This is a genomic window from Polaromonas sp. (assembly GCF_030682935.1).
Taxonomy (GTDB): Bacteria; Pseudomonadota; Gammaproteobacteria; order Burkholderiales; family Burkholderiaceae_C; genus Polaromonas.
Genome location: NZ_JAUXNA010000347.1, coordinates 1 through 26,939, shown reverse-complemented (window position 1 = coordinate 26,939; position 26,939 = coordinate 1). Strand labels below are relative to the sequence as shown.

At 63.6% G+C, this 26,939-nt stretch carries 25 protein-coding genes and 1 pseudogene; 4 read left to right on the top strand and 22 right to left on the bottom strand.

The window, feature by feature from the left end:
• Positions 1-70: 70 nt before the first annotated feature.
• Genes Q8K05_RS16040 through chrA form a run of 7 tightly spaced genes read right to left on the bottom strand, consistent with a single transcriptional unit; the run spans position 71 to position 7,942 of the window.
• Positions 71-1,609: a hypothetical protein gene (locus Q8K05_RS16040; RefSeq protein ID WP_305247614.1), complete on the bottom strand. Its 1,539-nt coding sequence runs from the start codon at positions 1,607-1,609 to the stop codon at positions 71-73.
• Entirely contained in the window at positions 1,603-3,474 is a 1,872-nt protein-coding gene (locus tag Q8K05_RS16035; protein WP_305247613.1) for a VWA domain-containing protein, read from the bottom strand. The genes Q8K05_RS16040 and Q8K05_RS16035 overlap by 7 nt, the downstream gene beginning before the upstream one ends.
• The gene (locus tag Q8K05_RS16030) at positions 3,471-4,454 is read right to left on the bottom strand and encodes a VWA domain-containing protein (protein ID WP_305247612.1); all 984 of its coding nucleotides are present in this window, start codon (positions 4,452-4,454) and stop codon (positions 3,471-3,473) included. The genes Q8K05_RS16035 and Q8K05_RS16030 overlap by 4 nt, the downstream gene beginning before the upstream one ends.
• Positions 4,451-4,825 carry a hypothetical protein gene (locus tag Q8K05_RS16025; RefSeq protein ID WP_305247611.1) on the bottom strand — a complete coding sequence of 125 codons (375 nt, stop codon included), beginning with the start codon at positions 4,823-4,825 and terminating at the stop codon, positions 4,451-4,453. The genes Q8K05_RS16030 and Q8K05_RS16025 overlap by 4 nt, the downstream gene beginning before the upstream one ends.
• Positions 4,818-5,732 (bottom strand): DUF58 domain-containing protein, encoded by a 915-nt coding sequence (locus tag Q8K05_RS16020; protein WP_305247610.1) that lies wholly within the window; start codon positions 5,730-5,732, stop codon positions 4,818-4,820. Before Q8K05_RS16020 ends, Q8K05_RS16025 begins: the two co-directional genes overlap by 8 nt.
• The gene (locus tag Q8K05_RS16015; RefSeq protein WP_305247609.1) at positions 5,732-6,703 is read right to left on the bottom strand and encodes a MoxR family ATPase; all 972 of its coding nucleotides are present in this window, start codon (positions 6,701-6,703) and stop codon (positions 5,732-5,734) included. The genes Q8K05_RS16020 and Q8K05_RS16015 overlap by 1 nt, the downstream gene beginning before the upstream one ends.
• A gap of 21 nt (positions 6,704-6,724) precedes the next feature.
• Entirely contained in the window at positions 6,725-7,942 is a 1,218-nt protein-coding gene (chrA, locus tag Q8K05_RS16010; protein WP_305247608.1) for a chromate efflux transporter, read from the bottom strand.
• A 423-nt stretch (positions 7,943-8,365) separates the two neighbouring features.
• Between chrA and Q8K05_RS16005 the strand changes: the two genes are divergently transcribed.
• Genes Q8K05_RS16005 through Q8K05_RS15995 form a run of 3 tightly spaced genes read left to right on the top strand, consistent with a single transcriptional unit; the run spans position 8,366 to position 11,386 of the window.
• Positions 8,366-9,718, top strand: a complete 1,353-nt coding sequence (locus tag Q8K05_RS16005; protein ID WP_305247607.1) for an NAD(P)/FAD-dependent oxidoreductase — start codon at positions 8,366-8,368, stop codon at positions 9,716-9,718.
• Between the two features lie 23 nt (positions 9,719-9,741).
• Complete coding sequence (locus tag Q8K05_RS16000) at positions 9,742-10,557, top strand: 1-acyl-sn-glycerol-3-phosphate acyltransferase (protein WP_305247606.1); 816 nt, start codon at positions 9,742-9,744, stop codon at positions 10,555-10,557.
• A gap of 52 nt (positions 10,558-10,609) precedes the next feature.
• Positions 10,610-11,386, top strand: coding sequence for a glycosyltransferase family 2 protein (locus Q8K05_RS15995; protein WP_370868881.1), 777 nt, complete (start codon positions 10,610-10,612; stop codon positions 11,384-11,386).
• Here Q8K05_RS15995 and Q8K05_RS15990 read toward each other — a convergent pair.
• From Q8K05_RS15990 to Q8K05_RS15920, 15 genes and pseudogenes are all read right to left on the bottom strand, one after another.
• Positions 11,345-12,667 (bottom strand): cation:proton antiporter, encoded by a 1,323-nt coding sequence (locus Q8K05_RS15990; RefSeq protein ID WP_305247604.1) that lies wholly within the window; start codon positions 12,665-12,667, stop codon positions 11,345-11,347. The genes Q8K05_RS15995 and Q8K05_RS15990 overlap by 42 nt on opposite strands.
• A gap of 15 nt (positions 12,668-12,682) precedes the next feature.
• Positions 12,683-13,459, bottom strand: coding sequence for a class I SAM-dependent methyltransferase (locus Q8K05_RS15985; RefSeq protein WP_305247603.1), 777 nt, complete (start codon positions 13,457-13,459; stop codon positions 12,683-12,685).
• 13 nt (positions 13,460-13,472) lie between these two features.
• Positions 13,473-14,210: a 3-oxoacyl-ACP reductase FabG gene (gene fabG, locus Q8K05_RS15980; RefSeq protein ID WP_305247602.1), complete on the bottom strand. Its 738-nt coding sequence runs from the start codon at positions 14,208-14,210 to the stop codon at positions 13,473-13,475.
• On the bottom strand, positions 14,207-14,758 hold the full coding sequence (locus Q8K05_RS15975; protein ID WP_305247647.1) for a hotdog family protein: 552 nt from the start codon (positions 14,756-14,758) through the stop codon (positions 14,207-14,209). Before Q8K05_RS15975 ends, fabG begins: the two co-directional genes overlap by 4 nt.
• 20 nt (positions 14,759-14,778) lie before the next feature.
• A complete protein-coding gene (locus tag Q8K05_RS15970) occupies positions 14,779-15,615 on the bottom strand; it encodes a beta-ketoacyl synthase chain length factor (protein ID WP_305247601.1) in 837 nt (278 codons plus the stop codon).
• A gap of 9 nt (positions 15,616-15,624) precedes the next feature.
• Positions 15,625-16,818 carry a beta-ketoacyl-[acyl-carrier-protein] synthase family protein gene (locus Q8K05_RS15965; RefSeq protein WP_305247646.1) on the bottom strand — a complete coding sequence of 398 codons (1,194 nt, stop codon included), beginning with the start codon at positions 16,816-16,818 and terminating at the stop codon, positions 15,625-15,627.
• Positions 16,819-16,878: 60 nt separating this feature from the next.
• On the bottom strand, positions 16,879-17,607 hold the full coding sequence (locus Q8K05_RS15960; RefSeq protein ID WP_305247600.1) for a phosphatase PAP2 family protein: 729 nt from the start codon (positions 17,605-17,607) through the stop codon (positions 16,879-16,881).
• 3 nt (positions 17,608-17,610) lie between these two features.
• Positions 17,611-18,414 carry a polysaccharide deacetylase family protein gene (locus tag Q8K05_RS15955; RefSeq protein WP_305247599.1) on the bottom strand — a complete coding sequence of 268 codons (804 nt, stop codon included), beginning with the start codon at positions 18,412-18,414 and terminating at the stop codon, positions 17,611-17,613.
• Positions 18,407-20,752, bottom strand: coding sequence for an MMPL family transporter (locus Q8K05_RS15950; protein ID WP_305247598.1), 2,346 nt, complete (start codon positions 20,750-20,752; stop codon positions 18,407-18,409). The genes Q8K05_RS15955 and Q8K05_RS15950 overlap by 8 nt, the downstream gene beginning before the upstream one ends.
• Positions 20,752-21,393, bottom strand: a complete 642-nt coding sequence (locus tag Q8K05_RS15945) for a LolA-related protein (protein WP_305247597.1) — start codon at positions 21,391-21,393, stop codon at positions 20,752-20,754. The genes Q8K05_RS15950 and Q8K05_RS15945 overlap by 1 nt, the downstream gene beginning before the upstream one ends.
• Positions 21,390-22,361 carry an acyl-CoA synthetase gene (locus tag Q8K05_RS15940; RefSeq protein WP_305247596.1) on the bottom strand — a complete coding sequence of 324 codons (972 nt, stop codon included), beginning with the start codon at positions 22,359-22,361 and terminating at the stop codon, positions 21,390-21,392. Before Q8K05_RS15940 ends, Q8K05_RS15945 begins: the two co-directional genes overlap by 4 nt.
• A pseudogene (locus tag Q8K05_RS15935) lies at positions 22,358-24,056 on the bottom strand (AMP-binding protein). Before Q8K05_RS15935 ends, Q8K05_RS15940 begins: the two are co-directional and overlap by 4 nt.
• A complete protein-coding gene (locus Q8K05_RS15930) occupies positions 24,053-24,667 on the bottom strand; it encodes a hypothetical protein (RefSeq protein WP_305247595.1) in 615 nt (204 codons plus the stop codon). The pseudogene Q8K05_RS15935 and the gene Q8K05_RS15930 overlap by 4 nt, the downstream one beginning before the upstream one ends.
• Before the next feature lie 53 nt (positions 24,668-24,720).
• Positions 24,721-25,017: a phosphopantetheine-binding protein gene (locus tag Q8K05_RS15925; RefSeq protein WP_305247594.1), complete on the bottom strand. Its 297-nt coding sequence runs from the start codon at positions 25,015-25,017 to the stop codon at positions 24,721-24,723.
• Positions 25,018-25,148: 131 nt separating this feature from the next.
• On the bottom strand, positions 25,149-26,141 hold the full coding sequence (locus Q8K05_RS15920; protein WP_305247593.1) for an inositol monophosphatase family protein: 993 nt from the start codon (positions 26,139-26,141) through the stop codon (positions 25,149-25,151).
• Positions 26,142-26,286: 145 nt separating this feature from the next.
• Here Q8K05_RS15920 and Q8K05_RS15915 point away from each other — a divergent pair.
• Positions 26,287-26,939, top strand: a 653-nt coding sequence (locus Q8K05_RS15915; protein WP_305247592.1) for an RNA methyltransferase, incomplete at its 3' end; no start/stop codon positions are given.

The following is a 26,939-nucleotide window of genomic DNA, read 5'->3' as shown; positions in this document are numbered from 1 at the left end:
AAGATGCTGAGCATATTACGATTGGCGCTGGCTAGTCTTTAGCTCAGCGAATTGCACAAAAGTGACTGGACTAAATTTTTTGACGGACTTTGACTGACATCAGCCAGGCGCACGCCAGTCGAACCAAATTCTCCAAATCGGCGCCAGATGTCGTCGTCATGCGCTTCGTTTCATCCGCCGCGTGGAATGGGTTTTCCGAGGGGGTCATGTCTTGTGATATGCCGTAGCGGCTGCGCTCCAGCGCGCCAATGAGTTCATCCAGGCCAATAGACGTGCACTGCGTCTGCGTGCGGGTCTGCCATGTGCGCAGGGTGGCGGCGGGCTTGGCATTGCGCTGCAGCCTGAAGGCCAGCAACTGCTGGTACACCGCATCGGGCGTGCGGGATTGGCGCAGGCGCCTGAGCACACGGCGCCGATAAAGCCGCCAGCCCATGATTTTCCAGAGCCAGAGGCCCACCCAGGCCGCCGCCGCCAGGCCCGCCAACGCCGCGCCAGCCGTCAGCCAGCGCTGGCGCACCGGGTCAAGCACCTCAATGCGCGCGCCCGGTATGGTTGCCTGCAGCAGGCGGCCGCTTTGCGGGTCGTACCAGGGCAGTTGCAGGCCCGGCACTTGCCAGCTGCCGCGCGCTTGCGGCAGCAAATAAAGCGTGACCAGGTGCTGCGGTGCCGGGGTCATCGTACTTTGGGTTTCCACGCTTGGCGCGTATGCTGCCAGTTCGGACGATCCATCGTCCTGGCCCATCTGAAGGTTCAGAAGCGTTTGCAAAGCTTGGGCGCTGTAGGTGCCCGTTACGCGGATGCGCCAGGCCAGCGGCTGGTTCAGCACCGCTTGTGCAGGCAGCGGCTCCGCCGCGATCTCGGGTTTGCCCACGGCGGTCTCGGTGGGCAACCAGGCGGGCAGGGCTTGGGTGGCAAGGGTCAGGGCGGGTGGTGTAAAACGCAAGCGCTGGCCGAACTTGCTTGCTTGCATCACGGGCAGTTGCACCGCAGCCTGACCGGCAGCCGTAGGCAGTAACGCCCAATGCCAGCGGTGCGCGGTGCAGCGCTGGCCTTCCCGCTGGGTGATGATTTCAGTCTCGTTGAGCGGGCGCAGCAGTAAGCCCTCGCTGGAGGGCAATGACGGACGCTTCCACAGCAAGGTTCCATCGTCGCAGGCTTCGAGTGTGAAGGTGGTGGCCTGGCGCACCAGCGGCTCGGCGGGGTCAAGGCTGAGCTTCCAGTACACGCGGGGCACGGTGTCCGAGCTTTCCGTGACGGTCACGCTCAAGGGGTGTCCGGGTCGGCCCAGCGTGGGCAGTTCAAGGCGCCCTGTGCGACGTGGGTAAAGCGTGAGCAGCAGTTTTTCTTCCAGACTGTCGCGTCCCAGCGTGCGCTCCAGAATATCGAAGTCCAGACGCAGCGGTGCCAGGTCCAGGGCCTCCAGCGGGGTGTCTGCGCCATCCATGGCGCGGGTGATGCTCAGCGTCAGGGGCTCACCGAGGGCCAGCGTTGGGCGGTCGATCTGATAGGGTGCCTTACGTTCGGGAGGCGCTGCCACGACAAGCAGGCAGGTGGTGCCCAGCAGCAACCCTGCAAGCACCTTTGACCAGCTGCCTGACAACTTCACCATGGCACACCCGCACTGGCAGAGGGCGGCGCGGGCACACGGTCCTGCTTGAGCAGGCCGCGCAGCAGGTCGCGCTGGCGCTCTTCAAGCCGCTCCAGCTTGACCAGTCCGGACTGCAGCCGCTGCGGGTCGAGCTGTACCGACGGCATGCCGGCCGCATCGGCTTGCGGGCTCAGGCGGGCACCTGCGGCATCGGCAGCCCCCGCACTGCGTGGGCCTTGCGGCAATTCCGGCAGGTCCAATGACTCGTCTTGCGCGTCCACTGCGCCATCTATGCTGACCTGGCCTTCTGCCAAAAAGCCGCGCCGACCGCGCAAATCGCTCTTCATTGGCACATTCCCGGCACGCTTGGCCAGTTGGGCTTCGGCCTGGACCAGGTTGGTTGCTGCGGCGGCATCACCGGGCCGCGACAGCAGCACGGCGCGCCAGGCCTGCGCTGCACGGTCCCACTGCGCTTGCCCGAAATAGGCGTTACCCAGGTTGTAGAGTGCATCGTCGCGTTCACTGTCGGTTCGGGCCAGCAGCAGTGCCGTGCTGAAGTGGCGCGAAGCTGCTGTGTAGTCGCGCAGCTTCCAGGCGGCGGCTCCGCCACCCATGTGGCCCGCGTAGCCACCTTGGCGTGTAAAAAGTGTTTGTGCCTGGCGCCACTGTGCGTTGCGGTAGGCCTGCGCTGCGGCTTGCGCGGTGGACGTGGCATTGGTCGTGGCGCTTGGCGTTGATTTGTTGGGTGCGTCCTGCGCCTGAGCGGGCGGTGGCATGCCTGCACTGCCGACCAGCACGGCCAGCCACACACCGGCTTGCGCCAAAGCGCGCTTTTCCGGAGGGGGGAGATACACCCCGAGCAGCAAGACCAGCGCCAGGCCCAGCGGCCACGCAAACAACTCGTGCCAGGCCTGCGCTGTCGCAGTGTTCACGGCTGCGCCGCGTAGCCGGGCGATGCCGCTGTCATACAGCGCGTTCCAATCGGCATCGCCATTGCTCACCAGGGCCAGTTCGCCGCCGCTGTCTTGGGCCAGCCGGCGGTAGGTGCGCACATCGGGGCGGCTGATCATGGGGGTGCCGTTTTGCGTGGCCTGCCCGCCACCCGCCAGCGGCACGGGCGCACCGTCCGTGCTGGCAACTGTCAGCACAAAGAGGGGGATATCGTCGGCGCGCAGGGTTTGTGCGGCTTGTTGTGCGGCCTCGCCTGCTGCACCGTCAAGGCTGGAGGTGTCGGCATCGGTGACCAGCAGCACGGCGCGGCTGCGTGGCGGCAGGCCCGTCACGCTGGCAGCCTCGGCCAGCAGCGTCTGGCGGGCCAGCCGCAAGGCCTGCGCCAAATCGGTGCCCTGCGCATCGAGCAAGTCTGCCCCGGCCTGACTCAGTGCGCGCTCAAACAGCGCGGCATCGTCAGTGGGTGGCAGTAGCAGGCCTGCTTGAGCGGCGTAGAGCATCAGGCCCAGCCGCTCTCCGTTGAGCTGTTTGAGCAAATCGGTCAGCTCCAGCCGGGCGCGGCTCAAGCGGTCTGGCGCGACATCGGTCGCAGCCATGGAGGCCGAGACATCCAGCACGACCATGAGATCCATCACATGCGGCGGGGCCGATCGATGAGCGGCGGCATCGTTTGTGGCCGCAGGCAGGCGCGGCCCGGTGGCGGCCAGCGCCAGCAGCAGCCACGCCGCCACTTCAAGCACCTTGCGCCCACCCACAGCCAGCCCCGGCCCGGTTTGTACCACCGCCCAGGGCAACAGATGCGCATCGGCGTAGCCGGCCAGCCGCTGTTGTTGGCGGTGCGCCAGCCAGGCCAGCGCCAGGGGCAGCAGGACCACAAGCGCGCCCCAGGGGAAGCGCCATTGCAGCAAGTGCAGTTCAGACCAAGTGGGCATCATGGTTGACCCTGCCTGCGAATCAGCAACAGTTGGGCGACGGTGAGGCAGGCAATGCCCAGGACCAGTGGTATCCAGAACCACTCATGCACTTCGCGCGCCTGGGCGGGGCGTGCCAGCGTGGGCTCCAGTTGGTCGATGGCCTGCATCACGGCCTGTGCATCGGCGCTGCTGCGAATTTTCCAGTGCTGCCCGCCGGTCAGACGGGCGATGTCTGCGAGGCCCGGTTGCGCAACTGCCGCCTCAATGCGGTCATCTGGAGCAACAGGCTCAGCAGGCGCGCGGCTAGCACTGCCAATTTCCAGTGTGTGTATGGCCACGCCCAGTTGGTGCGCCACAGCCACGGCTTCGGCCGGACTCATCTCGCCGCTGTTGGACGGCTCGCCGTCACTCACCAAAATGATGGCAGGGCGCAGTTGTTGCTGGCGCAAGGGTTTGAGCGCCAGGCCCAAGGCATCCCCCAGCGCGGTGTCGTCCCCCGCCACGCCCACTTGCAGGCGGCGCAGCTGGGCCAGCACATGCGCATGGTCGAAGGTCGGCGGCGTCAGCAGTGCCGCTTGCGAGCCAAACACCAGCAGTGCAAAACGGTCCGCCGTGCGCGCTTTGACGAAGTCCGCCAGCACCTGCTTGAGCATGGCCATGCGACTCACGGGCTTGTCGTTGAGCGCAAAGTCTTGCAGACTCATGGTGAGCGAGGTGTCAATCACCAGCGCCAGGTCGCGCCCCTGCGGTGGCGGTGTGATCCAGGCACCGACCTGGCGCGGCTGGGCCAGGGCCGTAATCAGCAAGACAAAACCCAGCGCGTGCCACACCAGCGGCACACGCTGACCGGGGCTGGCCTGCCAAGTTGCCGTGCCGAGCTGCGGGTGACGCAGCACCCAGCTGGCAGGCGCACCCTGGCCTCGCCGCCGTAACGCCAGCATCAGCCAGAGCGGCACCAATGCCGCGAACCACAACACGACAGGTTGGGAAAATTCGATCATTTTGCGTTGAGGAATGAGTGTGCCTGCGCGCACAGGCGCGCCATGGTGTCGCGATGTTCAGCCGATGGTGGCGCAAAGCGCACGCGGTCCAGCGCCTCAAGCCAGTCCCGTGGCGGCTGTATCGCCTGCTGGCGCAGCAGCCCAGCCAGTTGGTTGGCGGCCAGTGCTGGGTCGCTCATGCGCGCAATGCGCCCCAGCGCGCGCTGCGGTGCGCGGCGACGCCACAGCCATCCGGCCGCCAGCACCAGGACGAGCAGCCACGCCAAACCGATGGCCGGGTACAGCGATGCCGGCAAAGACTCCGTCGGCACCCGCACAGGCGGCAGTGGTGGCTCGATCAAGGGGGCCAGCAGTTGAAGGGGATCAGCCATGGGTGTGCATCAGCGTCAAGAGGTCGTCCACTTCGCAGCCGAGGTGCAGGTGACGCAGACCGCAGCGTGAGAATGTCTTGTCTATCTGCGTCTGGCGCTCTGCAAATGCGGCGGCATGCGCCGCGCGAACCGCTGCCTTGCCGGTATCGAGCCAGCGCGCGGGGCCGCCAGCCGGGTCGGCAAAGCAGGCCAGTCCCACATCAGGCAGGGCGCGCTCGGCGGCATCGCTGATGCGCACAGCCAGCACATCAAAGCATTCGGCCAGGCTGGCCAGCAGGGGTTCGTGCAGCACGGTTAGCCAGGCAAAGTCGCTCAGTAGCAGCAAACGGCTGCCGCGTGGCAGCTCGGAGCGCAGGGTTTGCAGGCGCGTCAGTTCATGCTGCGCCTCACCGGCTTCAGCAGGCAGTGGCGCACAAGGCGCCAGCATGGCCTGCACAGCCTCAAGCCAGCCCGATCGCCCGTGCCTAGCCATCAGCATCTGGTCCGGGCGGTCCCACAGCGTCAGCCCCACGGCCACGTTGCCTTGGGTGGCCATGAAGCCCGCCAGCACGGCCAGGCGTGTGGCCTGCGTCACCTTGAGGCGGCGGCGCGTACCAAAGCGCATGCTCGGCCCCCGGTCCACCACCAGGTGCAGCATCGGCTGGCGTTCTTCGCGGTAGGTTTTGATGAAAGGGTGGCCCAGGCGGGCGGTGGTGCGCCAGTCCATGTCACGCACATCGTCGCCCGGGGTGTAGGGGCGGGCTTCCTCAAAGTCCATGCCGCGCCCGAGCCAGGCCGAAGGCCAGTCGCCCGCGTGGTGGTCATGCACCTCGCGACGCACTGGCGTGCGTGTAGCCATGCCGGCCTGTGCGGCCAGCGTCGCAACCTCATCCGCCGCCAGCAGGGGCTTGTTTACTACCTCAAGCATCACGGTGCGGTCACGGCCTCAATCAACCCGGCCACGAATTCGCTGCGGCTGAGCTGGCGTACGCGTGCATCCAGGCTCAGCGCCAGCCGGTGGCGCAACACATCCGGCGCCATCTCGCGCACGTCGTCGGGGCTCACGTAGTCACGTCCGCACAGGTAGGCATGGGCGGCAGCGGCATGGGCCAGTGCAATGGAGGCCCGTGGGCTGGCGCCGACCTCAATGGCCTGTGCCCATTCCGTGCGCCAGCGACCCGGCTCGCGGGTGGCCCGCACCAGAGAGACAATATAGGCTTCCACGGGCTCGGACAAATGCACTTGCTGCACTTCCTGTCGCGCTGCCAGCACGGTGGCCACACCGAGCACCGGTGGCGCGGCGGGTTTGCTTGCGCCCAAGTGCAGGGCACGGTCGCGTCGCAGAATTTCACGCTCTTCGTCTTCCGCCGGGTAGTCCAGCGTGACGTGCAGCATAAAGCGGTCAAGCTGGGCCTCGGGCAAGGGGTAGGTGCCGGCCTGCTCAATCGGGTTTTGCGTGGCCATCACCATGAACAAATCGGGTAGCGCGCGCGTTTCCCCGCCCACCGTGATCTGGCGCTCCTGCATGGCCTCAAGCAGAGCCGACTGCACCTTGGCCGGTGCGCGGTTGATCTCGTCAGCCAGAATGATCTCGTTGAACAGCGGGCCGGGCGCAAAGTGGAATGCGCCGCCGCGCGGGTCGTAAATGTCGGTGCCCGTGAGATCGCCGGGCAACAGGTCGGGCGTGAACTGAATACGCCGGAATTGGGCTTGCAAGCCAGCGGCCAGCACCTTGACCGCCGTGGTCTTGGCCAGCCCTGGCAGGCCCTCCACCAAAATATGCCCGCCCGCCAGCAGGCCGATGATCAGGCGGTCGAGCAGCTTGTGCTGGCCCACGATGGTGGCCGATAGGGCGGTGCGCAGGGCAACCATGGCGGCTTGGTGTGTGAAGAGGGTCATACGGGCGATGAATAAGTGTTTTTAACCGAGGAGCAGCCAGCCTGTCAGGCCGCTGAAGATAACGACCAGCCAGGGCGGCAGCTTCCAGAACATCAGGGCGGCGAAGGCGAGCAGCGCCAGACCAAAATCTTCGGGTTTCAACACGGCGCTGATCCACACCGGCTGGTATAGCGCCGCCAGCAGCAAGCCCACTACGGCGGCATTGACGCCCGCAAGCGCGGCCTGCGCGCGTACCTGACGGCGCAGCTGTTCCCAAAATGGCAGCGCACCGGCCACCAATAAAAACGAGGGCAGAAAGATGGCCAGTAGACAGACCAGCCCACCCATCCAGCCGCTCGGACTGGTGCTCATGGACGCGCCGAGAAAAGCAGCAAAGGTAAACAGTGGGCCAGGCACCGCTTGCGCTGCACCATAACCCGCCAGAAAAATGTCATTGCTGACCCAGCCACGAGGCACCACCTCCAACTGAAGCAGCGGCAGCACCACATGCCCGCCGCCAAAAACCAGCGAGCCGGCACGGTAAAAGGCGTCCACCAGGGCCAGCGTCTGGTTTGGCCAAGCCTGTGCAAGCAGTGGCAAACCGAACAGCAATCCAAAGAACAGTAGCAACAGAATCAGACCGGTGCGGCGTGTCACAGGCATTGGCAGTGCCTCATGCGCACTGCCCTGAATCGGCTTGAACAGCAGCAAGCCGACCACCGCAGCCACCGCAATAATGCCAAGCTGGCCCCAGGTGTTGGGCAGCAGCAGGGAAACACAGGCAGCAACAACCGCGATGCTGATGCGCGCCGTATCCGTGCACAGGTTGCGTGCCATGCTCCATACCGCTTGCGCCACCACAGCCACGGCCACCACTTTCAGGCCGTGCAAAAACCCTGCTGGCATCACATCACCCCAGGCCGACATACCCAATGCAAAAAGAATCAGGGCGAGGGCCGAAGGCAAGGTGAACCCGACCCACGCCGCCAATGCGCCACCGAGCCCGGCGCGCGACAGTCCAATCGCCATACCCACCTGACTGCTGGCGGGACCGGGTAAAAACTGGCAAAGCGCCACCAAATCCGCGTAACTGCGTTCGCTGAGCCAGCGCCTGCGCGTGACAAATTCGTCCCGAAAGTAGCCCAGGTGCGCGATGGGCCCCCCGAACGAGGTCAGGCCCAGACGCAGGAAAGCCAAAAAAACGCTCCACGCGGTGCTTGGCACCAATGGGATTGCGGCTAAGTCTGAATTTGAGGGCATCAGTTTGAGGGATAACAGTGGATTGGCGAAAGCCTGTGGCAGAGCGCACGCTGCAGGATTGTCTCTTTTATATGAGGGGGCCAAGGCACCGGTTAACCCGATGGCTTGTCATCATTCTAAGCATTATTAGAATGATGGGTTGTAAACTCAAGAGAAATGAAAGACCTTCTGCGCGAACAAGTCGCACGCATCGGCAAGGCGTTTGCAAGTCCGAAGCGTCTGGAGTTGCAGGAGTTGCTGGAGCGATGGAAAAGTCTTGCCGCGCCTCACATGCAGAAATTCGGACACCCCCCCATTCACCGAAACTTGTCGTACCCCGAAGTAAAATCGCTGACTTGTGGCCCGAAGCGCTTGATAACAATGCCCAGACCGATGCCCCGGGTTTGCGGCAGGCTCGAAAAACTCCCCAGCGAAGGACACTTAATGACCGAGCAGTGCTCACCGACCCTCTCATCCCCTGCCGCCCTGAGCGAGTGCGATGTCCTGGTGATTGGCGGTGGTCCGGCGGGATCCACGGTAGGGGCGCTGCTGGCGCAACGGGGGCACAAGGTCGTGGTCCTTGAAAAAGAACATCATCCGCGTTTTCACATTGGCGAGTCGCTGCTGCCGGCCAACTTGCCGCTGCTTGAAAAACTCGGGGTGGCAGAGGCCGTCAAGGCCATCGGCATGGAGAAATGGGGCGCCGAATTTGTCTCGCCCTGGCATGACAGCAAGACCCAGACTTTCAAGTTCGGCGACGCCTGGGACAAATCCATGCCGTTTTCCTACCAGGTGCGGCGTTCCGAGTTCGACGAAATCCTGATCCGCAATGCCGCCAGATTGGGCGCTGAAGTGATTGAAGGCTGCAGGGTTCGCGATGTGGCTTTTGCGCCTGACCACAGCGGCGCCACCGTTCATGCCGAGCACGACGATGGACGCTCCCAGCGCTGGCGCGCGCGCTTTGTGGTGGACGCTTCGGGCCGCGACACTTTGCTGGGCAAGCAGTTCGACACCAAGCGCCGCAACCCCAGGCACAACAGCTCGGCGCTGTATGCCCACTTCACCGGAGCCGTCCGGCACCCGGGCCAGGACGAAGGCAACATCACGATCTTCTGGTTCGAGCACGGCTGGTTCTGGCTGATCCCGCTGGCTGACGGCACCACCAGCATCGGTGCCGTGGTGTGGCCGCATTACCTGCAGAGTCGGAGCAAGCCGGTCAAGGATTTTTTCCTTGACACGATTGCCATGTGCCCTGCGCTGGCCGAGCGGCTGGTCCACGCAACGCTGTCGTCCGATGTGGCAGCGACCGGCAATTTCTCGTACGCCTGCGAGCAAACGCACGGCCCCAACTACCTGCTGATTGGCGATGCCTTCACCTTCATTGACCCGGTGTTTTCGTCAGGCGTCATGCTGGCCATGCAGGGCGGCTTTGTCGGGGCCGAGACGGTGGATGCCTGCTTGCGCGAACCCGCAAAAGCCGTGTCGGCGCTGGCGCATTTTGACCGCCAGGTACGGCTGGGACCCAAGGAGTTTTCGTGGTTTATTTACCGGGTGACGAACCCGGCCATGCGCGACATGTTCATGGCGCCCAGCAATGTGTGGCGCGTGAAGGAAGCGCTGCTGTCGATGCTGGCCGGCGATATTTTTGGAAAAACACCGATCTGGCGGTCGATCGCAGCGCTCAAGGGTATTTTTTACATTGCATCAGCCTGGAACTTCAGGCGCTCGTGGCAGGCCATGCGCTTGCGCAAGGCCAACATTCGCGTCGTTGAGGGCTCAGAGCCGGCGGCGCGTTAAGAGCCGCCGCACGCACCGACTTTATGGAAAACAAGGGAAATACCGTTCTGAACAAGCACCTTACGCTGAACGCCGTTCGCCGGGCCCTGATTGACCCCGCCAGGCTGCACCTGGGCTTCGTGGTGCTGGGCGTGATCTGCCTCACCATCTCGTTGCTGGCGATTCCGATGCGCGTGATTTTGCCGCGGGTGCTGAGCAAGCGGATCGGCCGCAAGCTCATCGCCAGGACGTTCCGGGCTTATTTACGCTTGCTGGTTTTCATGGGAGCCTGTCGCTTCGACCTGGAAGAGCTCGATGCGCTGCAAGGCGGCCCGGCCATGATCATTGCGCCCAACCATCCGTCGCTGCTCGATGCTGTCATGATTTTGTCGCGGCTGCCCGATGCAGCCTGCATCATGAAGGCCGACATCGTCAACAGCGTTTTTTTCGGTGCAGGTGCCCGGCTGGCGGGCTACATCCGCAACACGCCGCTTCGCACCATGGTGCAATTGGCTGTTGCCGATTTACACCAGGGCAGCCATTTACTGCTGTTTCCCGAGGGCACCCGCACCACCCGGTTTCCTGTCGGCCCGGTTCAGGGGACGGCCGGACTGATTGCCAAACATGCGGGTGTGCCGGTACAGACGGTCTTCATTGAAACCAATTCGGGTTTTCTGGGAAAAGGCTGGTCGGTACTGTGGACGCCGAGAATGCCCATCACTTACCGAGTCCGCCTCGGTAAGCGGTTTGAGCCGCCCCAGCATACCGGGCGCTTTGTCATTGAGCTTGAGCGCTACTTCCAGTCCGAGCTGGCACATGCGCAATTGCCCGACTTTCCTGTTTCGGCGCCGCCGAATTGACGGCCTGTCTTCTTTTTTCTTCTGCTCAGGTTTCATGCCGATGAATGCTTCCTTGTCCCGCTCCCCATCCACCGTTTCCCGCACGCATCTTGTGCTCATTCCCAGCTACAATCCCGGCCCCAAGGTGTATGAAACGGTGCGTTCGGCACGCGCGCAGTGGACGCCGGTCTGGGTGGTGGTGGACGGCAGTACCGACGCCAGCGCCGAAGGCCTGCAGGCGATGGCGGCGCAGGACGAAGGTTTGCGGGTGCTCGTGCTGCCGCACAACGTCGGCAAGGGCGCTGCCGTGCTGCACGGGCTGGATCTGGCCGCGGCGCAAGGCTTCACGCATGTGCTGACCATGGACTCCGATGGCCAGCATCCGGCCCACCTGATCCCCGACTTCATGGCCGCGTCAAGCGCGCAGCCCGCTGCCATGGTGCTGGGTGTGCCGGTGTTCGCGGCCGACGCGCCGCGCCTGCGTGTCAACGGCCGCAAGGTGTCGAACTGGTGGGCCAATCTGGAAACGCTCTGGGCGGGGATTGGCGATTCGCTGTTCGGTTTTCGTGTCTACCCGATTGAGCCGCTGCGCCAGGTGATGGGTGGCCAGCGCTGGATGCGCCGCTTTGATTTCGACCCCGAGGCTGTGGTGCGCATGTGCTGGCGCGGCGTCAAACCCGTCAATCTGCCCGCGACGGTGCGCTATTTCCGTGCCGATGAAGGCGGCGTCTCGCATTTCAACTACCTGCGCGACAACCTGCTGCTCACCTGGATGCATTCGCGCCTCCTGGCCGGATTTGTGCTGCGCTTACCCGTGCTGCTCATGCGCCGCGCGCTCGGCCGCTTTTGAACGCGGCGGCACCGGAATACCGATACGCGGCAGCCAGCGCCGCAACAGCGGGCTGGTGATGACGGTACTGAATATCGCCATGATCACCAGGATGGTGAACATCTGTTGCGAGATCACGCCCAGGTCGTAGCCGACATTGATCACGATCAATTCCATCAGCGCGCGGGTGTTCATCATGATGCCCATGACCTTGCCCTCAAAGTGGTTCATCCCCGCCACACGTGCCGCCGCGTAGGCGCCGCCGTACTTTCCCACTGTCGCGAGAAAGACGATGAGCGCGCACCAGCCCCACGCCGCCGCACTGTCGAGGCTGCCGATATTGGTGCGCAGGCCGGTATAGGTAAAAAAGATGGGCAGGAAAAACACCATGACAAACGGGCTGATGCGCGCCTTCCAGGTGCGCACAAAAGCATGTTCGTCATACAGCAACACGCCCATCATGAAGCCGCCAAAGATGGCGAAAATGCCGAGCTGGTAAGTGCTCATGGCGGATAGGAAAATGGCCGCCAGCACGATACCGAGCAGGTTGTGCGAGAGCGCCCCCGAGCCTGCATCGCAACGATGCAGGATGCGTTTCATGACAGGGCGCACGCCAAACCAGCTGAACAGGAAAAACCCCAGCACCAGTACCACTTTGACCGCAAAGCTGGCAGCATCGAACGCCGACAGGGTGAGTGTGGTGATGAGCGCCAGCAGCAGCCAGCCGATGACGTCATTGATCGCCGCCGCGCTGATGGCGATGACGCCAATCGGTGTGCGTGTCATGTTGAATTCCATCATGATGCGTCCGAGTATCGGCAATGCCGTAATCGAGAAGGCAGTCGCCACAAATAGCGCAGACCCCAGCGGATGTGCGCCGGGAGAGAGCGCGGGCGCGCTGACCTGGCCGACGGCAAAACCCAGTGCAAACGGCACCACCAGGCTGGCACCCGCCACCCACATCACGACGCGGCGATTGCGGCGCTCGGCCAGGTGTGCGAAATCGAATTCCAGGCCAATCTGAAACATCAGCAGCACCAGGCCGATTTGCGACAGCATCTGCATCGGCTCTGGTGCGCCGGAGTGAAACACATATTGAAATACATCGGGGGCCAGCAGCCCGAACAGTGAAGGCCCGAGCAGGATGCCGATCACGATTTCACCGACCACGGCCGATTGCCCCATACGCAACGCGATCCCGCCGCCGATACGCGCGGCGAGCACGATCACGGTGAGTTGCAGCAGGGTAAAAAAGAGCAGCGCTTCGGTTGCGTGGGTGGCGCTGTTAATGGCTGTGGTCATGGATTTTGCGGGCCATCAGTCAGCCTGGGCGGGGCCTGTTTTGATTGCCTGGTATTCCGAAAATACGCCAACTTCCAGATGTCGCTTAACCTGCATCAGTCCCGCGGCGCTGAGTGTGGCCATGACTTGTTCGGGAGGGACGCAGGCTTCTATGCTGTCCCAGTAATAGCGCCAGATCGTGGCGGTATCTTTTCGCCTGGAAACGAATCGCGTTAGTAACGGTATCACCCCGCGCATATAGCTTTTGAGCAGCCATCGCCCAAAACGGCTTTTTGCCTGGGTAATTTCGAGTATGCACAGACGGCCACCGGGCTTCAAGACCCGTTCAAACTCTGCAAACGCCACGCCCAGATCGCTGATGTGGCGCAGTGCATAGCCCATGCTCAAAAAATCAAAATGATTGTCGGGGAAAGGCAATGATTCAGCCCGGCCTTCCAGCAACACCATGGTCTTGGGCAGCTTGCTTGCAGCCATCATGCCGGGGCTGGGGTCAACCCCGGTGACCAGGGCGGGATTGCCGGTCAGAATGCAGGCTTGCGCTGCGACCAGCCCGGTTCCCACGCCCACATCGAGCACTTTCATGCCCGCTTTCAAGCCGCCCCGAACCAGCGCCTGACGCCGATAGCGGGAGCCGGATCCCCATGCCAGCATCGCCTCGATGCGGTCGTAATCCGCGGCCGTATTGTCGAAAATCTTGCGTAAATACGCTTGCCGATCCTGCTCGGTCTGGTAGTAATCGGTGAGCGGGCCATGAGGTGCATGCACCCCGGGAGTCGGTTCAGGGGTTTTCATGCTGGTATTTCCTTTAAATCATGCCGCCGTTGATGGAGATAATCTGGCCGCTGATGTAGGCCGCGCGTTCCGAGGCCAGAAAACTGACGAGGTCCGCCACTTCTTCGGGCCGGCCGGCGCGCTTCATCGGAACCAGCTGGGCAATGGCGGGGGCATCAAAGGTGCCCTGGCTCATGGGCGTTGCGATGATGCCGGGCGCCACGGCATTGACGGTGATGCCGCGGCTGGCCACCTCCAGCGCGAGCGACTTGGTGGCCGAATGCAGCGCGCCCTTGGCTGCCGAATAGTTGACCTGGCCGCGGTTGCCGGCCACGGCGGCGACCGACGTGATGTTGATGATGCGTCCCCAACGCGTGCGGATCATCGGCATCATCAAAGGCTGGGTGACATGGAAAAAACCGTTCAGCGACACGTCAATGACTTGCTGCCATTGCCTGAGCTGCATGCCCGGAAAGACGGCGTCGTCGTGAATGCCGGCGTTGTTCACCACCACCTGGATCGGTCCGTCCGCCAGCAGGGCCTCCAGTGCGGTGGCTGTCGCGGCTGCATCGGTGACGTCGAAAGCCAGCGCTTGTGCTTGTCCGCCCGCTGCCTTGATGGCGTCCACCAGCGTTTGGGCGGCCTCAAGGCCGCGATTGGCGTGCACGATGACATGAAAACCGTCGGCGGCCAGTTGCCGGCAAATCGCCGAGCCGATGCCGCCACTGCCGCCGGTGACCAGTGCACGCTTTCGAGGGGTTGGTTCGCTCATAAGGTCCCGGAAGTTGTTGACCCGTTCGGAGACTCGACGGGTATGGCGGTGCGGCCCGGCAGCAGCAGACCCGCTGCATCGAGCACGACCACGGCGCGTCCTGACAGAAGCAGCGCAAGCCCGGCCTGCACCGTGAAGCTGTAAAGAATGGTGCGGTCGTCACCGCTCATGCGTTCGGCATGGATGGTGAGCGCAGCGCTCAGGTCATCGAGCCTTTCGACATGAAGCGTCACGCTTCTAACGCTGGCCAGGTAGCCGATTTGCGGGGCAGGGCTCGCCTTGCCGGCGCTGGCCTGGGCTTCAGCGATCAGGGCGCCATGCACCGCCATCGCCTGCGCGGCGTATTCAATGCCGCAAGACGCGCCCAGCCGTCCGTGCGCGCGCAAGGGATTATTCGCCTCCCGGTGACTGCTGGCTTCGCAGCGGATTTGGATGGTGTCCCAGGCGGTCACGCGGTCGAGCAGGCACATGCTGCCCTGGTGGGGAATGCGGCGGGCAATCTCGTCGTGCTGCAGTGTGGAAGGCGCGTTTGGAAGCACGGACGTCAGTCAGTCGCAGCGTCTGCACGTTAGCGGCATGGCGCGACCTGCACGGCCAACTGCAGGCCCTCCAGGTAGTCCAGCACGACCTCGCCCGAGCGTTGCGCAGCAACACTGCGAAGCAGCGGCAGGCAGCGCGCGGCGGGAATGCTCTTGCGGAGCTGTTCGAGGGCGCAATCGTCCAGGCGGTCTGCCGCCGCGCCGCTCAAGCAGGCGGCTGGCGCCAGGGTCCATTGGGCCTGGCTGCGTTCGCTGCGCTGGGGGGCCAGCACCAGACCCACCCCAAAGGTATCGGGCAGGGGCCGCACGCTGCGCAGTGGCTCGGGATAATCGGTGTCGTAGGCGACCAGCAAGACCGCCGTCTGCTCAACCATCACCTGCGTCATCGCTTCCAGCAGGCCGGCCGAAAAACTTCCATCGCGCGCGCACAGCACCGACGAGGAGGCCATGGCGCCACTCGAAATGCTCCAGTAACCCGAAGAGGCGTTGTGCACCGAGTTGTGAAAGCGGGTCGGCGAGATCAGCCGGTCGCCTGACGCCAGCGCGCTGCAGATCTCGTGGCAATTGATGGCGTCGCCGCTGGACGATGAAAAAACCGAAGGCAGGGCATTCGCCTGCAGACCCGAAGCCGCCACGGCTTCCTGGCCGACGGCCAGCGAGACCTTGACCACGGCGCCGGCGCGGCGCCGCTCGGCTGGCGGCAGCGCCATCGGCAATGGCAGCACGCATCGTCCGGCTTCGTAGGGCAAATTACCGTCAAGGTGCCGGCGGCCTTGCGCCCAGCTGGACAGGCCGGGGCCCAGCAGGCCGATGCCTTCGACAAAGACCGTGAGGGGCGTCGCGCCATGGGCTGAATGCTGCGTCATTTGTTGTCTTTAACCGGCCCGGCCGAAAATCAGGCTGCAATTGGTGCCGCCGAAACCGAAAGAATTGCTCAGTACGCGACTGACCCGCTGCTCGCGGTTGTCCAGCAGGTAGTTGAGGGGCAGCGCCGGATCCAGCTGCTGTGTATTCAGGCCACCTGGCAACAGGCCGTGTTGCAGTGCCAGCGCACAGATTACCGCTTCCAGCCCGCCTGCTGCACCCAGCGTGTGTCCGGTAGCGCCTTTGGTGGAGCTGCAGGGCGTGGTGGATCCGAACAGCGCGGCGACTGCCTTGGCCTCGGCCGCGTCGTTGCTTGGCGTGGCGGTGCCGTGCAGGTTGATGTAGTCAATATCGGCCGCGTCGAGTTGGGCCATGGTCAAGGCATCCTGCATCGCCATGCGCGCGCCGAGGCCATCAGGGTGGGGCGAGGACATGTGGTGGGCATCGCTGGATTCGCCCACGCCCAGCAGCAGCACGGCATCGTCATCCAGTTGCGCTGGCAGGCGTTCCAGCAGGGCGAATGCCGCCGCCTCACCGATGGAAATCCCGTCGCGTGCGGCGTCGAAGGGGCGGCATGGCTGCGTGGAAATCAGGCCAAGGGAATTGAAGCCATACAAGGTCGTCAGGCAGAGCGAATCCACGCCGCCCACCACCGCTGCGTCTATCAGTCCTGCCGCCATCATGCGGCGGGCCGAGGCAAACACCTTGGCGCTCGATGAGCATGCTGAAGACACCGCGACGGCGGGACCGGTCAGGCCAAAATAATGACGCGTGAAATCGGCGACGGAAAAAGTATTGTGCGTGGTGCGGTAAATAAAATCGGCGGGGAGGGCGCCGCTCACCGGATCGCGCCGACGGTAAGCCAGTTCGGTTTGCAGGATGCCGGAGGTGCTGGTGCCGATAAACACGCCCACGCGCTGCGCGCCGTATTTGTGGCTGGCGGCTGTTACGGCATCGGCGAAGCCATCCTGCATCAATCCGAGCAGCGCGAGCCGGTTGTTTCGGCAGTCAAAGTCGGCCAGATGCGTGGGCAGCTCCACGGCATCCACACCCGCGACTTCGCCCACAAAAGTTGCCAGATCAACCGTATCAAACGCGCACGGAACCAGCCCGCCACGCTGCTGGTTTAGCGCAGCGAGGGTCTGTTGGAGGCCGCGACCGATGCCGCTGGTCGCGGTGAAATGGGAGAGCCAGAGCGGGTTCAGAGAAAATCAAGCCGATCTAAAGGAAGTGACATACTGGAAAATTCAGGGGGTCGGGTTGGATCAAATGGAGGGGTGACGGATTTTACCGGCTAGCGCCGTGTTCAGGCGTTGACGCAATGACAGCCAGGCTGCCGGCCCCCCGAGCGCGAGACCGGCCCACACATCCACGGCCACATGCTGGCGTGTGGCCAGCGTGGAATAGATGATGCCGATGCACCATATCCCATTGAGCATGAGTATCCACTGCGGCCCACCAAAGCGACGCAGCAGGTGATGTAACCAGACACCTGAAAAAATGGCGGTGGCGACATGAAGGGAAGGGAAGGCATTGCCCGAGGCATCCATGCTTTTAAGGAAATCCACGCCAGGATACAGCGCCCAGTCGATGTCGGCTGCGGGGGCTGCCGTGGGCCAGAAATAGAAGATGATCAGCCCCACAAGGCAGGTTCCAGCCATGGCCGCACCATAACCATAGAGTTCGCGCCGCGTCGCCAGCAATGCCGGGGGCAAGGAAACATAGACCCACAATGAAACATACAGCGGCATGGCCAGTGGCTCAAAGCTGATCAGGCTATCCAGGAAGGTGAGGGGCATCACCGTGGTCGGATAGGCCGGGCCATTGAGCAAATAGAAGTAAGCACCGAAAAACAGACTGATGAACAGCGTGGTTCCGATACTTTTCAGAATCACATGCCGGGGTATGACTGCGGCAGCCTGGCGGTACCAGGGCGTATGGGGGCTACTTTCGTTCAAAGCTTGTTCTCCATGGAGAGCCTGTAATAGGGACACGATTCATGGAAGGGCCTGGCGCAGGGTGACAAAACGCAGACGGGCTGCCGCAGCGGACGCCAGCAGGGCGGGCAACACATCGAGAATAACCGGGTGGCCGTCCAGCGTGCGCGCCGCGTTGCCATCGTGCACCAGCAAAATGGCACCCGCTCGCAGGCCACGCAATAATTGGGTTTTAACGCGCCCTGCATCGCCAATCCGGGTGTCAAAACCGCGTGCCGACCAACTGGCAAGCTGTAGCCCCAGCCGGGTCAGCACCGGGTCGAGAAAAGGATTGCGCAAGCCGGCTGGCGCGCGGAAAAACAAGGGACGCTGGCCCGTAATGGTGGTCAGCGTGTCTTGTGCCGCTTGTATTTCACGCGTCATGGCGCGCGGGCCCATCAGCGAAAAATGATGGCGATGATGCTGGCTATGGTTTTCGACGGCATGGCCGCGGCGCACGATTTCGCGGCACAAATCCGGGTAGCGCGCGGCTTGTTCGCCGATGCAGAAAAAGGTGGCCCGGGCTGCATATCGATCCAGCAGGTCCAGCACCTGCGGGGTGACGATGGGATCGGGGCCATCGTCGATGGTCAGGGCAATTTCATTTCTGGCCGTGGCGGCGGCGGGCAGCCGTGTCCAGTTCGGCCCCAGCCAGTGGCTGCGCGGCCACAGGCCCATGCCGGCTAGCAGCAGGTGATTGACCACGACCGCGCCCAGCGCCCAACGCCATTGCCCGGGTTCAGTGATCACCGCCAGCAAGGCCAGCAGATGCAGCACGAGGCTTGCGCGGATCAACAGCGTCGGGTGCCAGCGTCCACTATGCATGGGTTTTCCTGGCGAAAATCGCAGCATAGATCAGTGCCAGGATGACGCCTGGTGCCACGGTGACGCCCATGGCCTGCAATATCGACACCTTGGAAAACGCCAGCAGGCCAAAACCCGCGACGGTGGTGAGGTTGGCAAACAACATGGAGGCCAGGGTGCGCGGCGAGATCGGCGTGCGCGGATCAGGTCGATCAAAAAACAGGGCGTAGTTGGAACCCACCGCAACGACCAGCAGCAAGCCCACCAAATGCAGAATAATCAGTTGCTGGCCAAACAAGGCCAATCCCGCCATGACGGTGATGACCGCGGCGGCCAGCGGCGCGATGATGCGTAGCACGCGCATCGGCGAGCGAAAAACCACCAGCAGCAATCCGATAATGGCGACCAGTCCGCCCAGTGACAGCAGGATGGCTTCATGCAAGTAGCCGGAATACAAGCGATCCGACTCGGCTTTCATGTCCACAAACAGCACATTCGGCAAACCCGTGGCGCTCAACGCAGCGCGAATTTTGTTGGCCTTGATGCTGACGCCCTCGGGTGCGGTCAGCGGCAACAAGGCCGTCCAGCGGCGGTCTTGCTGAATCAGCAACGCATCGACCGCCATGGCCATGGAGGTCTGTTCCAGGTCGGCCGCCTGCAGCAAGGGCTGGCTGCGCGCAGCGGCTACATCGGCCAGAAACGGCGTAAACAGTTGCGCGCGCACCGGCAAGCCCTGAACCGCTTGTGCCAGGTTCGATTCCAGCAAGGCCGTCATGGGCAAGCTGGCCTGGCGTGCACGCTGCGTTGCAGTGCTGGGCAGATAAAAGCTCGGGCTTTCAAATCTGGCGAGTTCGCCCTGATCGACTTGCGTTTGCAGCACCGCAGAAACTTGCTCGGACGAGCGCAATACAGATTCCCGACTCGTGCCCGATACCACCACCAGATAACGCACATCGGGTGCGCCCATGTCGGCGCGCAGACGCTCATCGAGCGCCACCTCGGCCTGCGACACCGGACTTAACGACGATATCTTGTCATTCAACAAGCTGGCACGGTTCTGGATGAGGATGGCGCAGGCCGCCAGCAACAGTATCGCGGCCGGCCAGCGCAGCGCAGCGGCGCGCTGTGTCAGGCGGGACAGGCCGACGCCGATGGCCGCTACATCACGGATGCGAAATGTCGCTGGCAGCAGATGAGGCAGGACGAAACGGGTCACTATGGCGGCGGCTACCAGCCCGGCAATCGCATACAGACCGAGTTGCGCCAGCCCCGGAAAGCCGGACAACAGCAGCGAAGCAAAGCCGGCTATCGAGGTCAGCACACCGAGGCGGATGGTGGGCCAGAAGCGCTTGATCCAGTTCTGCTGGTCTGCACCGCTTTGTTCGGATTGCACAAACAGGTAAATTGAATAGTCCACCGCCTCGCCGATCAGCGCGGTGCCAAACCCCAGGGTGATGCCGTGCACCGCCCCAAAGCCCAGACTGACTGCGGCGACGCCTGCCAGCGCACCGCTGATGACGGGCAAAAAACCCAATGCCAGTGCGCTGAAGGAGCGGTAAACCAGCAATAGCAGCGTTGCAATGAGCAAGACACTGATGAGGGACAGGCGGGTGACCTGACTTTTGATGGTGTCGCGTGACGTCACGGAAAACACGCCGGGACCGGTCATCACCAGCCTGGCGTCAGGGCTTGCGCTGGATGCCTGGTCAAACGCTTGCCGGATGGCCGCCATGGCGCTTTGTTGGGCATCGGTGTCGGACCCCGCCGCGCGCGTTTGTATCAGCATCAAGGCGCGCGCACCGTCGCGTGATGCCCAGGCACCATCGACCAGCTTTGGGTGGGTGCCGCTGTTGAGTTGGTCAAGTAATTTCACCATTTCACCGCTCGGGTCGCGTGGCAGCATGGACTTGACCAGCAGCCCGGCGGGCGAGGCGAGCAGGTCGATACTGTCGCTCAGGGCTGCATGCAGGCCTTCCACGCTGAAGCGTGCAGGTGTCACCGCAGGGCTGAGCAGGTAACGGTTGTTGAACAGGAAAATCCGGTCGCGCTCGGTGTTCACGGGCTCGCCATTGTTGACCGTGACAAAAGCGGGGTCGGCGCGCAGGCGCTGGGCGCTTTGTTTGGAAAGCCGGGCTCGCGTGGGCGCATCGGCGCCTTCAATGCCAACCAGAATCAGGCGCGAGGCCAGGCCGTCACGCAACTGATCCATGAGCAGTTGCTGCTCGGGCGTGGGGGTGCGCGGCAGAAATCCCGACAAGTCTGTGGTGAACTGCGTACGGCTGATAAGGACAACGCAGGTCAACAAAAACGCCAGCCACAACGTGATGGCCGTGATGCCACGGCGGCGAGGCTTGGTCATCACGGCGTTGCCAGTTTTTCGATGGTCATCAACGAACTGTCGCCATCGGCCTGGGTAATTTCTATGCTGCGCACGTCATCGCGCATGCCCGCGATGCGAATGCGCTGTACCACGGCCTGCATCTTTGCATCCAGCGGCAGCAGTTGCAGGGTCCAGCGTTCGGCTGTGCCCTCCAGGCTCAGCCGGTAGTTGCGTTCCAGTGCCTTGCGGTCGCCCGCGAGGGTGCCGCGAATGCTGTCGATGAAAGCCGCCAGTTCCGGGTAACTTTGCAATTGCAGCTGGTATTTTTGGCGGCCACGTTCTATGACCAGCTCGTCGCCATTCACAATCATGGACTCGGCTTGAGGTTTGAGCGTGCGTTTTTCGAGCCGGTCCGGCGCGCTGTAGAGCAGGTTTCCCGACGACTCGACGGGTTTGTCGAGCATGGCCATGTGTTTTGTCTCGACAAAGCGGGCGCGGCCGGACTTGTTCTGTGCAAGCGTTTCCATCAGCTGCTGGAGGTCCCAGGCGGCGAAGGCTGCCGGGCTCAGCGTGGCAAGCGCCAGGCCCGCGGCCAGCGTGAAGGCCAGGCCTCGCAGGCGGCCGCCCAGCGTGCGGGCCTGCGTGACAGCCTGTGTTGAGGTGTGAACGGAGAGTGTCATGTGATGTCTGTGGAAGGCTTGGCTTGACGCGGCGCAGGCGCTCGCCAGAAGTCAAAAAAATTGAACCAGTTGTAGGGCGCCGTGTAGCAGTATTGCTCCATCAGCGCAGCATAGCGTGTCATGGCAGTCTGCACCGCCAGCGCACGGCCACGCGGCGGCAGCACTGAGAAATCGGCGAGGGGTTCGAAGTGGATGTCGTAACGGTTGCCGCCGCGGTACAGCCCCGTCATGAACAGGACCGGGCGCTTCAGGATCGCGGCCATCCTGAACGGGCCCAGCGGCAACTCGGCCGGATCGCCCAGGAAATCAAGCGCACGGGTCTCGTCGTTGCCCAGCGAGCGGTCGCCCAGCATGCCGATGACGGTGCCATGGTCCAGCAGCGCATGGACCTGGATCATCGAGTTGATATGGCCGAGTGCAATGACGTCTTGCTGCGCATTCGGATTGATGGCGCTTAGCGCCGCGTTGAGCTTGCGCGCATTTTCTTCGTACATCACCATCGCTACGCGCAGGCCGTGCTGCTTGCGGCCCATCGCGCGAAGCACTTCGAAGCTTCCCATGTGTGCGCCTATCAGGAACACGCCCTGGCCATCGGCCACGAGATCGTCTATGAGCGCCTTGTTGTGAACGCGAATATCAAACAGATCGAAGCGCTCGTTGAGCAGATAGACACGGTCGTGGATCACCGACGCGAAACTCAGGAAATGCCGGAACAGATGTCGCCAGCCAACTGCCGCGGGCGATGGCAGCTTGAGCACGCGCCGCAAATAAGCGCGCGACATGCGCCGCGCCGCCGGGGCAAACGCCAAAAAGTAAGCCGCGATTCCGTAAAGGACGAGGCGGCTGGTTCCTCTGCCCAGCCGCAGCGAAATCCAGGTCATCAGGCGCAGCATCAACAGGCTGCTGCGCTCGGGACGGTGCTTCCATCCAGCGCTGCCTGATCGATCGGCCTTGCACGCTTTGTTCATGACCCTGGCGGCAACACCAGCGTGCCCGTGGCTACTTTGCGGCTGCCGCTTGAAATGTCAAAGCGCGTGCTGCCCGAGGCGGAGGTGGTGCAGGAAATGGTCAGCGTCTCGCCCGGGCCGACCGGGCTGAGGAATTTGGCAGCGCTGATCTGGCAGGCGGTGCCGGGCCGATCGCCGTCCCCTGATGCCGCGGGGCGCAATGTCTGCAGCACGGCGTGTACAGCGGCGTCGAGCAACACCACCCCCGGCACAATGGGCGCGCCCGGAAAATGACCGGCAAAAGCCGGGTGGTCTGGCGAAATGCGGAGCGTGGTTTCAGCGTGCATGGACTGCGCCTTTTCGCTGGTGCTCGTGCGCCAGCGCGACCAGCGTGCCGCGCGGCAACTTGCCGGTGCTGTTGCGAGGCAGGCCATCCAGCAGCACCAGCGGTCTCGGGATGAAAATGGCATCAATACGTTCCCGCAAGGCAGTCAGCAGGGTGGAGGCCGTCATGCCGGGTGCCACCACAAAGGCCATCAGGCGGGTCACGGTGTCGCCATCGTCATCAGCCTCATCGGGCATGAAAAATGCGCCGTCGAGCACGCCCGGAACGGCATTGAGCTGGTGGTTCAGGTAGTCGAGCGAGCTGCGTTTGCCTGCGATGTTGATGAGGTCGGCGGTGCGGCCGTGCAGCAAAAAGCGCTCGGAATTGACCAGTTCGAGCTCATCGGCCATGGGCGTGGCCTGCCCGACATGCCCGCCCGAGGCCCAGATGCGCCCCTGCGCAGCGCTGAGCAGGACGTCCGGGAAAAGCGTCCACTCAGCGGTTTCGGTTGTGCGGCGGGAGGCGATCTGGCCGGTCTCGGTCGAGCCGTAGATTTCGAGCAGGGGCGCCTGCAGGCGGGCCTCGGTTGCCAGCGCCAACTGCGGCGGCATGGGCGCGGTCGCCGACAGCACGAGATCGGGCAAGGGAATGTCCAGGCCCGACGCCAACAGTACCTTCAAGTGCACGGGCGTGGTGACCAGCATGCAGGGGCGCGTCGCCGCTGCCAGTGCCGAGCAGATGTCGGCCGGGTAAAACGGCCGGGCGGCGCTCATCGCGGCACCGCTTTGCAGCGCGACCAGCATGCTGGACTCAAAGCCAAACATGTGCTGCGGCGGGACCGTGGCCACAATGCTGTGGCGCCGCCCGTCAAGCAAACCGAGCCGGGCGGCTTCGGCGCGCACGCTGCTCACCAGTCCGCCCCAGCTTTTGCGGTGCGCAACAGGCGCGCCGGTCGAGCCCGAGGTGAACACGATGGCTGCCGTTCGCGAGGCGGGAATCTCCGGAATGTCGTGCTTGCCAGTTTGCGTGCCAGCCCCGGCCGGCACGCGCGCTGTCACGGCATCTGCCCATGCAAGCCGAGGCAGAGCGATGGACTGCGGCTGGTCCGTCAGGCAAAACACGTCAGGTGCAAAATCCTTGACCTGGCGCACCATCTCGGGCGTCAGCGTGGGCGGCAGCAGGCTGATCTTGTCGGCCAGCAGGGCGGCGGCCATGCCGACCGCAAACCGGTAGCGGTCGCCGCAGGCGTTGAGGACATGACGGCCCGCAGGCAAGGCGGCGGCCAGCTGCCTGACGTCGGCCAGAAAATGCGCGACGGTGATGGGCTTGCCATGGCTCCAGGCCAGGACGTCTTCAGCATGGGGATGCGTGACGAGCGGAAAAGTGGTCATGGCCGGCGCGCAGCACCCTCTGCGGAGGCTTGCCGGTAAGCGCGGATGGCGTCAAGTGGGCCGGCCCGCTCAGCGGCCGGTAGCACGTAGCAGCGCACGGCATACTCGCCGGCGAACATCAGCACCAGCAGGGGAATGCCCAGAAGGTTGGCAAATGCCGACCAGAGGGGGACGGGTGCGAGCCAGAACAGCAGCAGCGAAAGTCCTGCAATGCCGCCAAAATAAAAGGCCCAAGCCCAGGTGGCGGACCGCGTGTAGCGGATGAGCGAAGGCGAAAGCTCGCCGTGCACGATGCGGGCAAAGCGCGAAATCATCGGCGTCTGGCCGCCCTGCAGGGTCCGGCCGAAGGCCACGCAGAGCAATGCATACACGCCTGCATGCTGCAGCAAAAAGACCCAGTTGTAATGTGCTACCAGCCAGCCACTGATGCCATAGAGCGCGGCGCAGGCCGCAAGGAACAAAGCCAGCCCGACGGCGCGCCGCGGCGAACGCCAGGCCATCACAAAGCCCAGCCCGAGCGGCGGAACGATGGCGACCAGGGCGTCGAGCAGATCGGGCTCTGCTGACGCGGCCGCCCAATGGGAGAGCACTGCATAGGCCGTGCCCAGCATGAGGACAGCGCCCCAGCGGCAGGCTTGTTTTAGCTGTGTCCTCAGCTCGACTTTCACTGGGTTCGCTGGGCGGCGATATGGTCGCTCAGGCTGCGTAGCGAATGGAAGATGGCGTGGTTGTCCTCCTGGTCGGCGCGCAGCTGCAGGCCATAGCGCTTGGAGACCACGAGCGCGATTTCAAGGATATCGATGGAGTCCAGACCCAGTCCGTCGCCATACAGCGGCTCGTCCGCTTGCACGTCGGCTGCAGCCACTTCGAGATTCAAGGCGCTCACCACCAGTTCGGCGACTTCAAGCAGCAGGGCTGCATCAGCCGGTGTGGATGAAGTCTGAAGGGTCGGTTCGGACATAAAAGAGGATCAATCAATAGGGGTGAATGGCAGATTGCCCGGCGCCGGCGCAGGCGCGCCGGAGATTCCGATTTTAGCTGAGGCGTCTCCGGGACTGCGCTCGTAAAGAGAAGGCAAGCGCCAATGCCCGCTTAGAAGGGGGCGTCTGGCGTGCTGGTATCGCGGGCAACCGGGGGCTTGATTCTTTTGGCCTTGAGCGTGGGTTTTTCGCTCACGGCGGAGACCGTTTTTTCGCTGCCGTCGGTGCTTTCGTCCGCGCTGGCTTCGGTCCTTGAGTCCTGCAAGGCCTGGCGCACCGTGGCTTTGTCGCCCGCGCCCGCAAACTTGCTGTATTTGCCCAGCGTCGCCACCAGCTGGCCGTAAATGCGCGGGTTGCCGGCCACGCATTCGCCCTGGTCCAGGAATTCAGACTCGCCGGTGAAGTTGCCGATCAGGCCACCCGCCTCGGTGATCAGCAGCGAGCCCGCAGCCACGTCCCAGGGCTGGAGCCCGGTTTCAAAAAAGCCGTCGCTGTGGCCTGCCGCCACATAGGCCAGGTCGAGCGCCGCCGCGCCGGGGCGGCGTACGCCCGCGCACTGGCTCATGACTTCGCCGAGCATGTTGAGGTAGGGTTTGAGCTTGTCGCCTGGGCGGTAGGGAAAGCCGGTGGAAATCAGGCATTCCTGCAGGCGGGCGCGCTTGCCGACGCGGATGCGGCGGTCGTTGACGTAGGCGCCGCGGCCTTTGCTGGCGCTGTAGATGTCGTTGCGGGTGGGGTCGTACACCACGGCCTGCTCGACCTTGCCGCGCACGGCCAGCGCAATGCTGACGCAGTAAAACGGAAAGCCGTGGATGAAGTTGGTGGTGCCGTCCAGCGGGTCGATGATCCACACGAATTCGGAGTCTTTGGCGCCATGCTCGGAGCCCGACTCTTCGGCCAGAATGCCGTGGCCGGGGTAGGCGGTGAGCAGCGTTTCGATGATCGCGGCCTCGGCGGCATGGTCCACTTCGGTGACGAAGTCGTTGGTCTGCTTGGCTGAAACGCGGACCGCTTCGACATCAAGTGCGGCGCGGTTGATGAGGGCGCCGGCGGCGCGCGCAGCCTTGACGGCCACGTTGAGCATGGGGTGTAGATTGCTGGACATAGAGGGTATGAAAGAGCGGGCAGGGGCTGCAAACCGGTAACCGGGGGCAGGCGACAATAGATTCATTTTACCGGCTTCCCCTCCGAGTCAAGCGCAATCGCTGCGAAACTTGGGGCCCGGGCACCGCCTGAGGCTTCTTTTATCCATGAAAACCCGTTTTATCCTGATCAACACCAGTCACGCTGGCAATGTGGGCGGCACCGCACGCGCCATGAAAACCATGGGCTTTGACGACCTGGTGCTGGTCGCGCCGCGCTGGGCCAATGTGCTGCGGCGCGAAGAAACCATCCAGCGCGCCAGTGGCGCCCTGGATGTGCTGAACAACGCGCGCATTGTGGCGACGCTGGATGAAGCGCTGGACGGCGTGGCGCATCTGTGCGCCACGGCCATGACGCCGCGCGACTTTGGCCCGCCTACCCGGTCGCCGCGCGCCCATTTTGCCGAGCTGCTCGGGACCCCTGATGTGCTATCAAAAACGGAGCTGACTGCGACCGTAGAACGCGGGCCAAGGCCCGATTCGATTGCTTTTTTGTTCGGCTCCGAGCGTTTTGGCATGCAAAACGACGATGTGTACCGCTGCCACGTCGCCTTGAGCATTCCGAGTGATCCGAAGTTTGGCTCGCTCAACCTGGCCGCTGCGGTGCAGCTGATTGCCTATGACTGGCGCCAGGCCCTTGGCGGTTTTGCCTTGCCACCCGCCGCACCCACCCGGCCCGCCGCCGATGCACACGCGCTGGCGGGCATGCTCAACCACCTGGAACAGGCCCTGGTGGCGGTCGATTTTTTGGACCCTGCCGC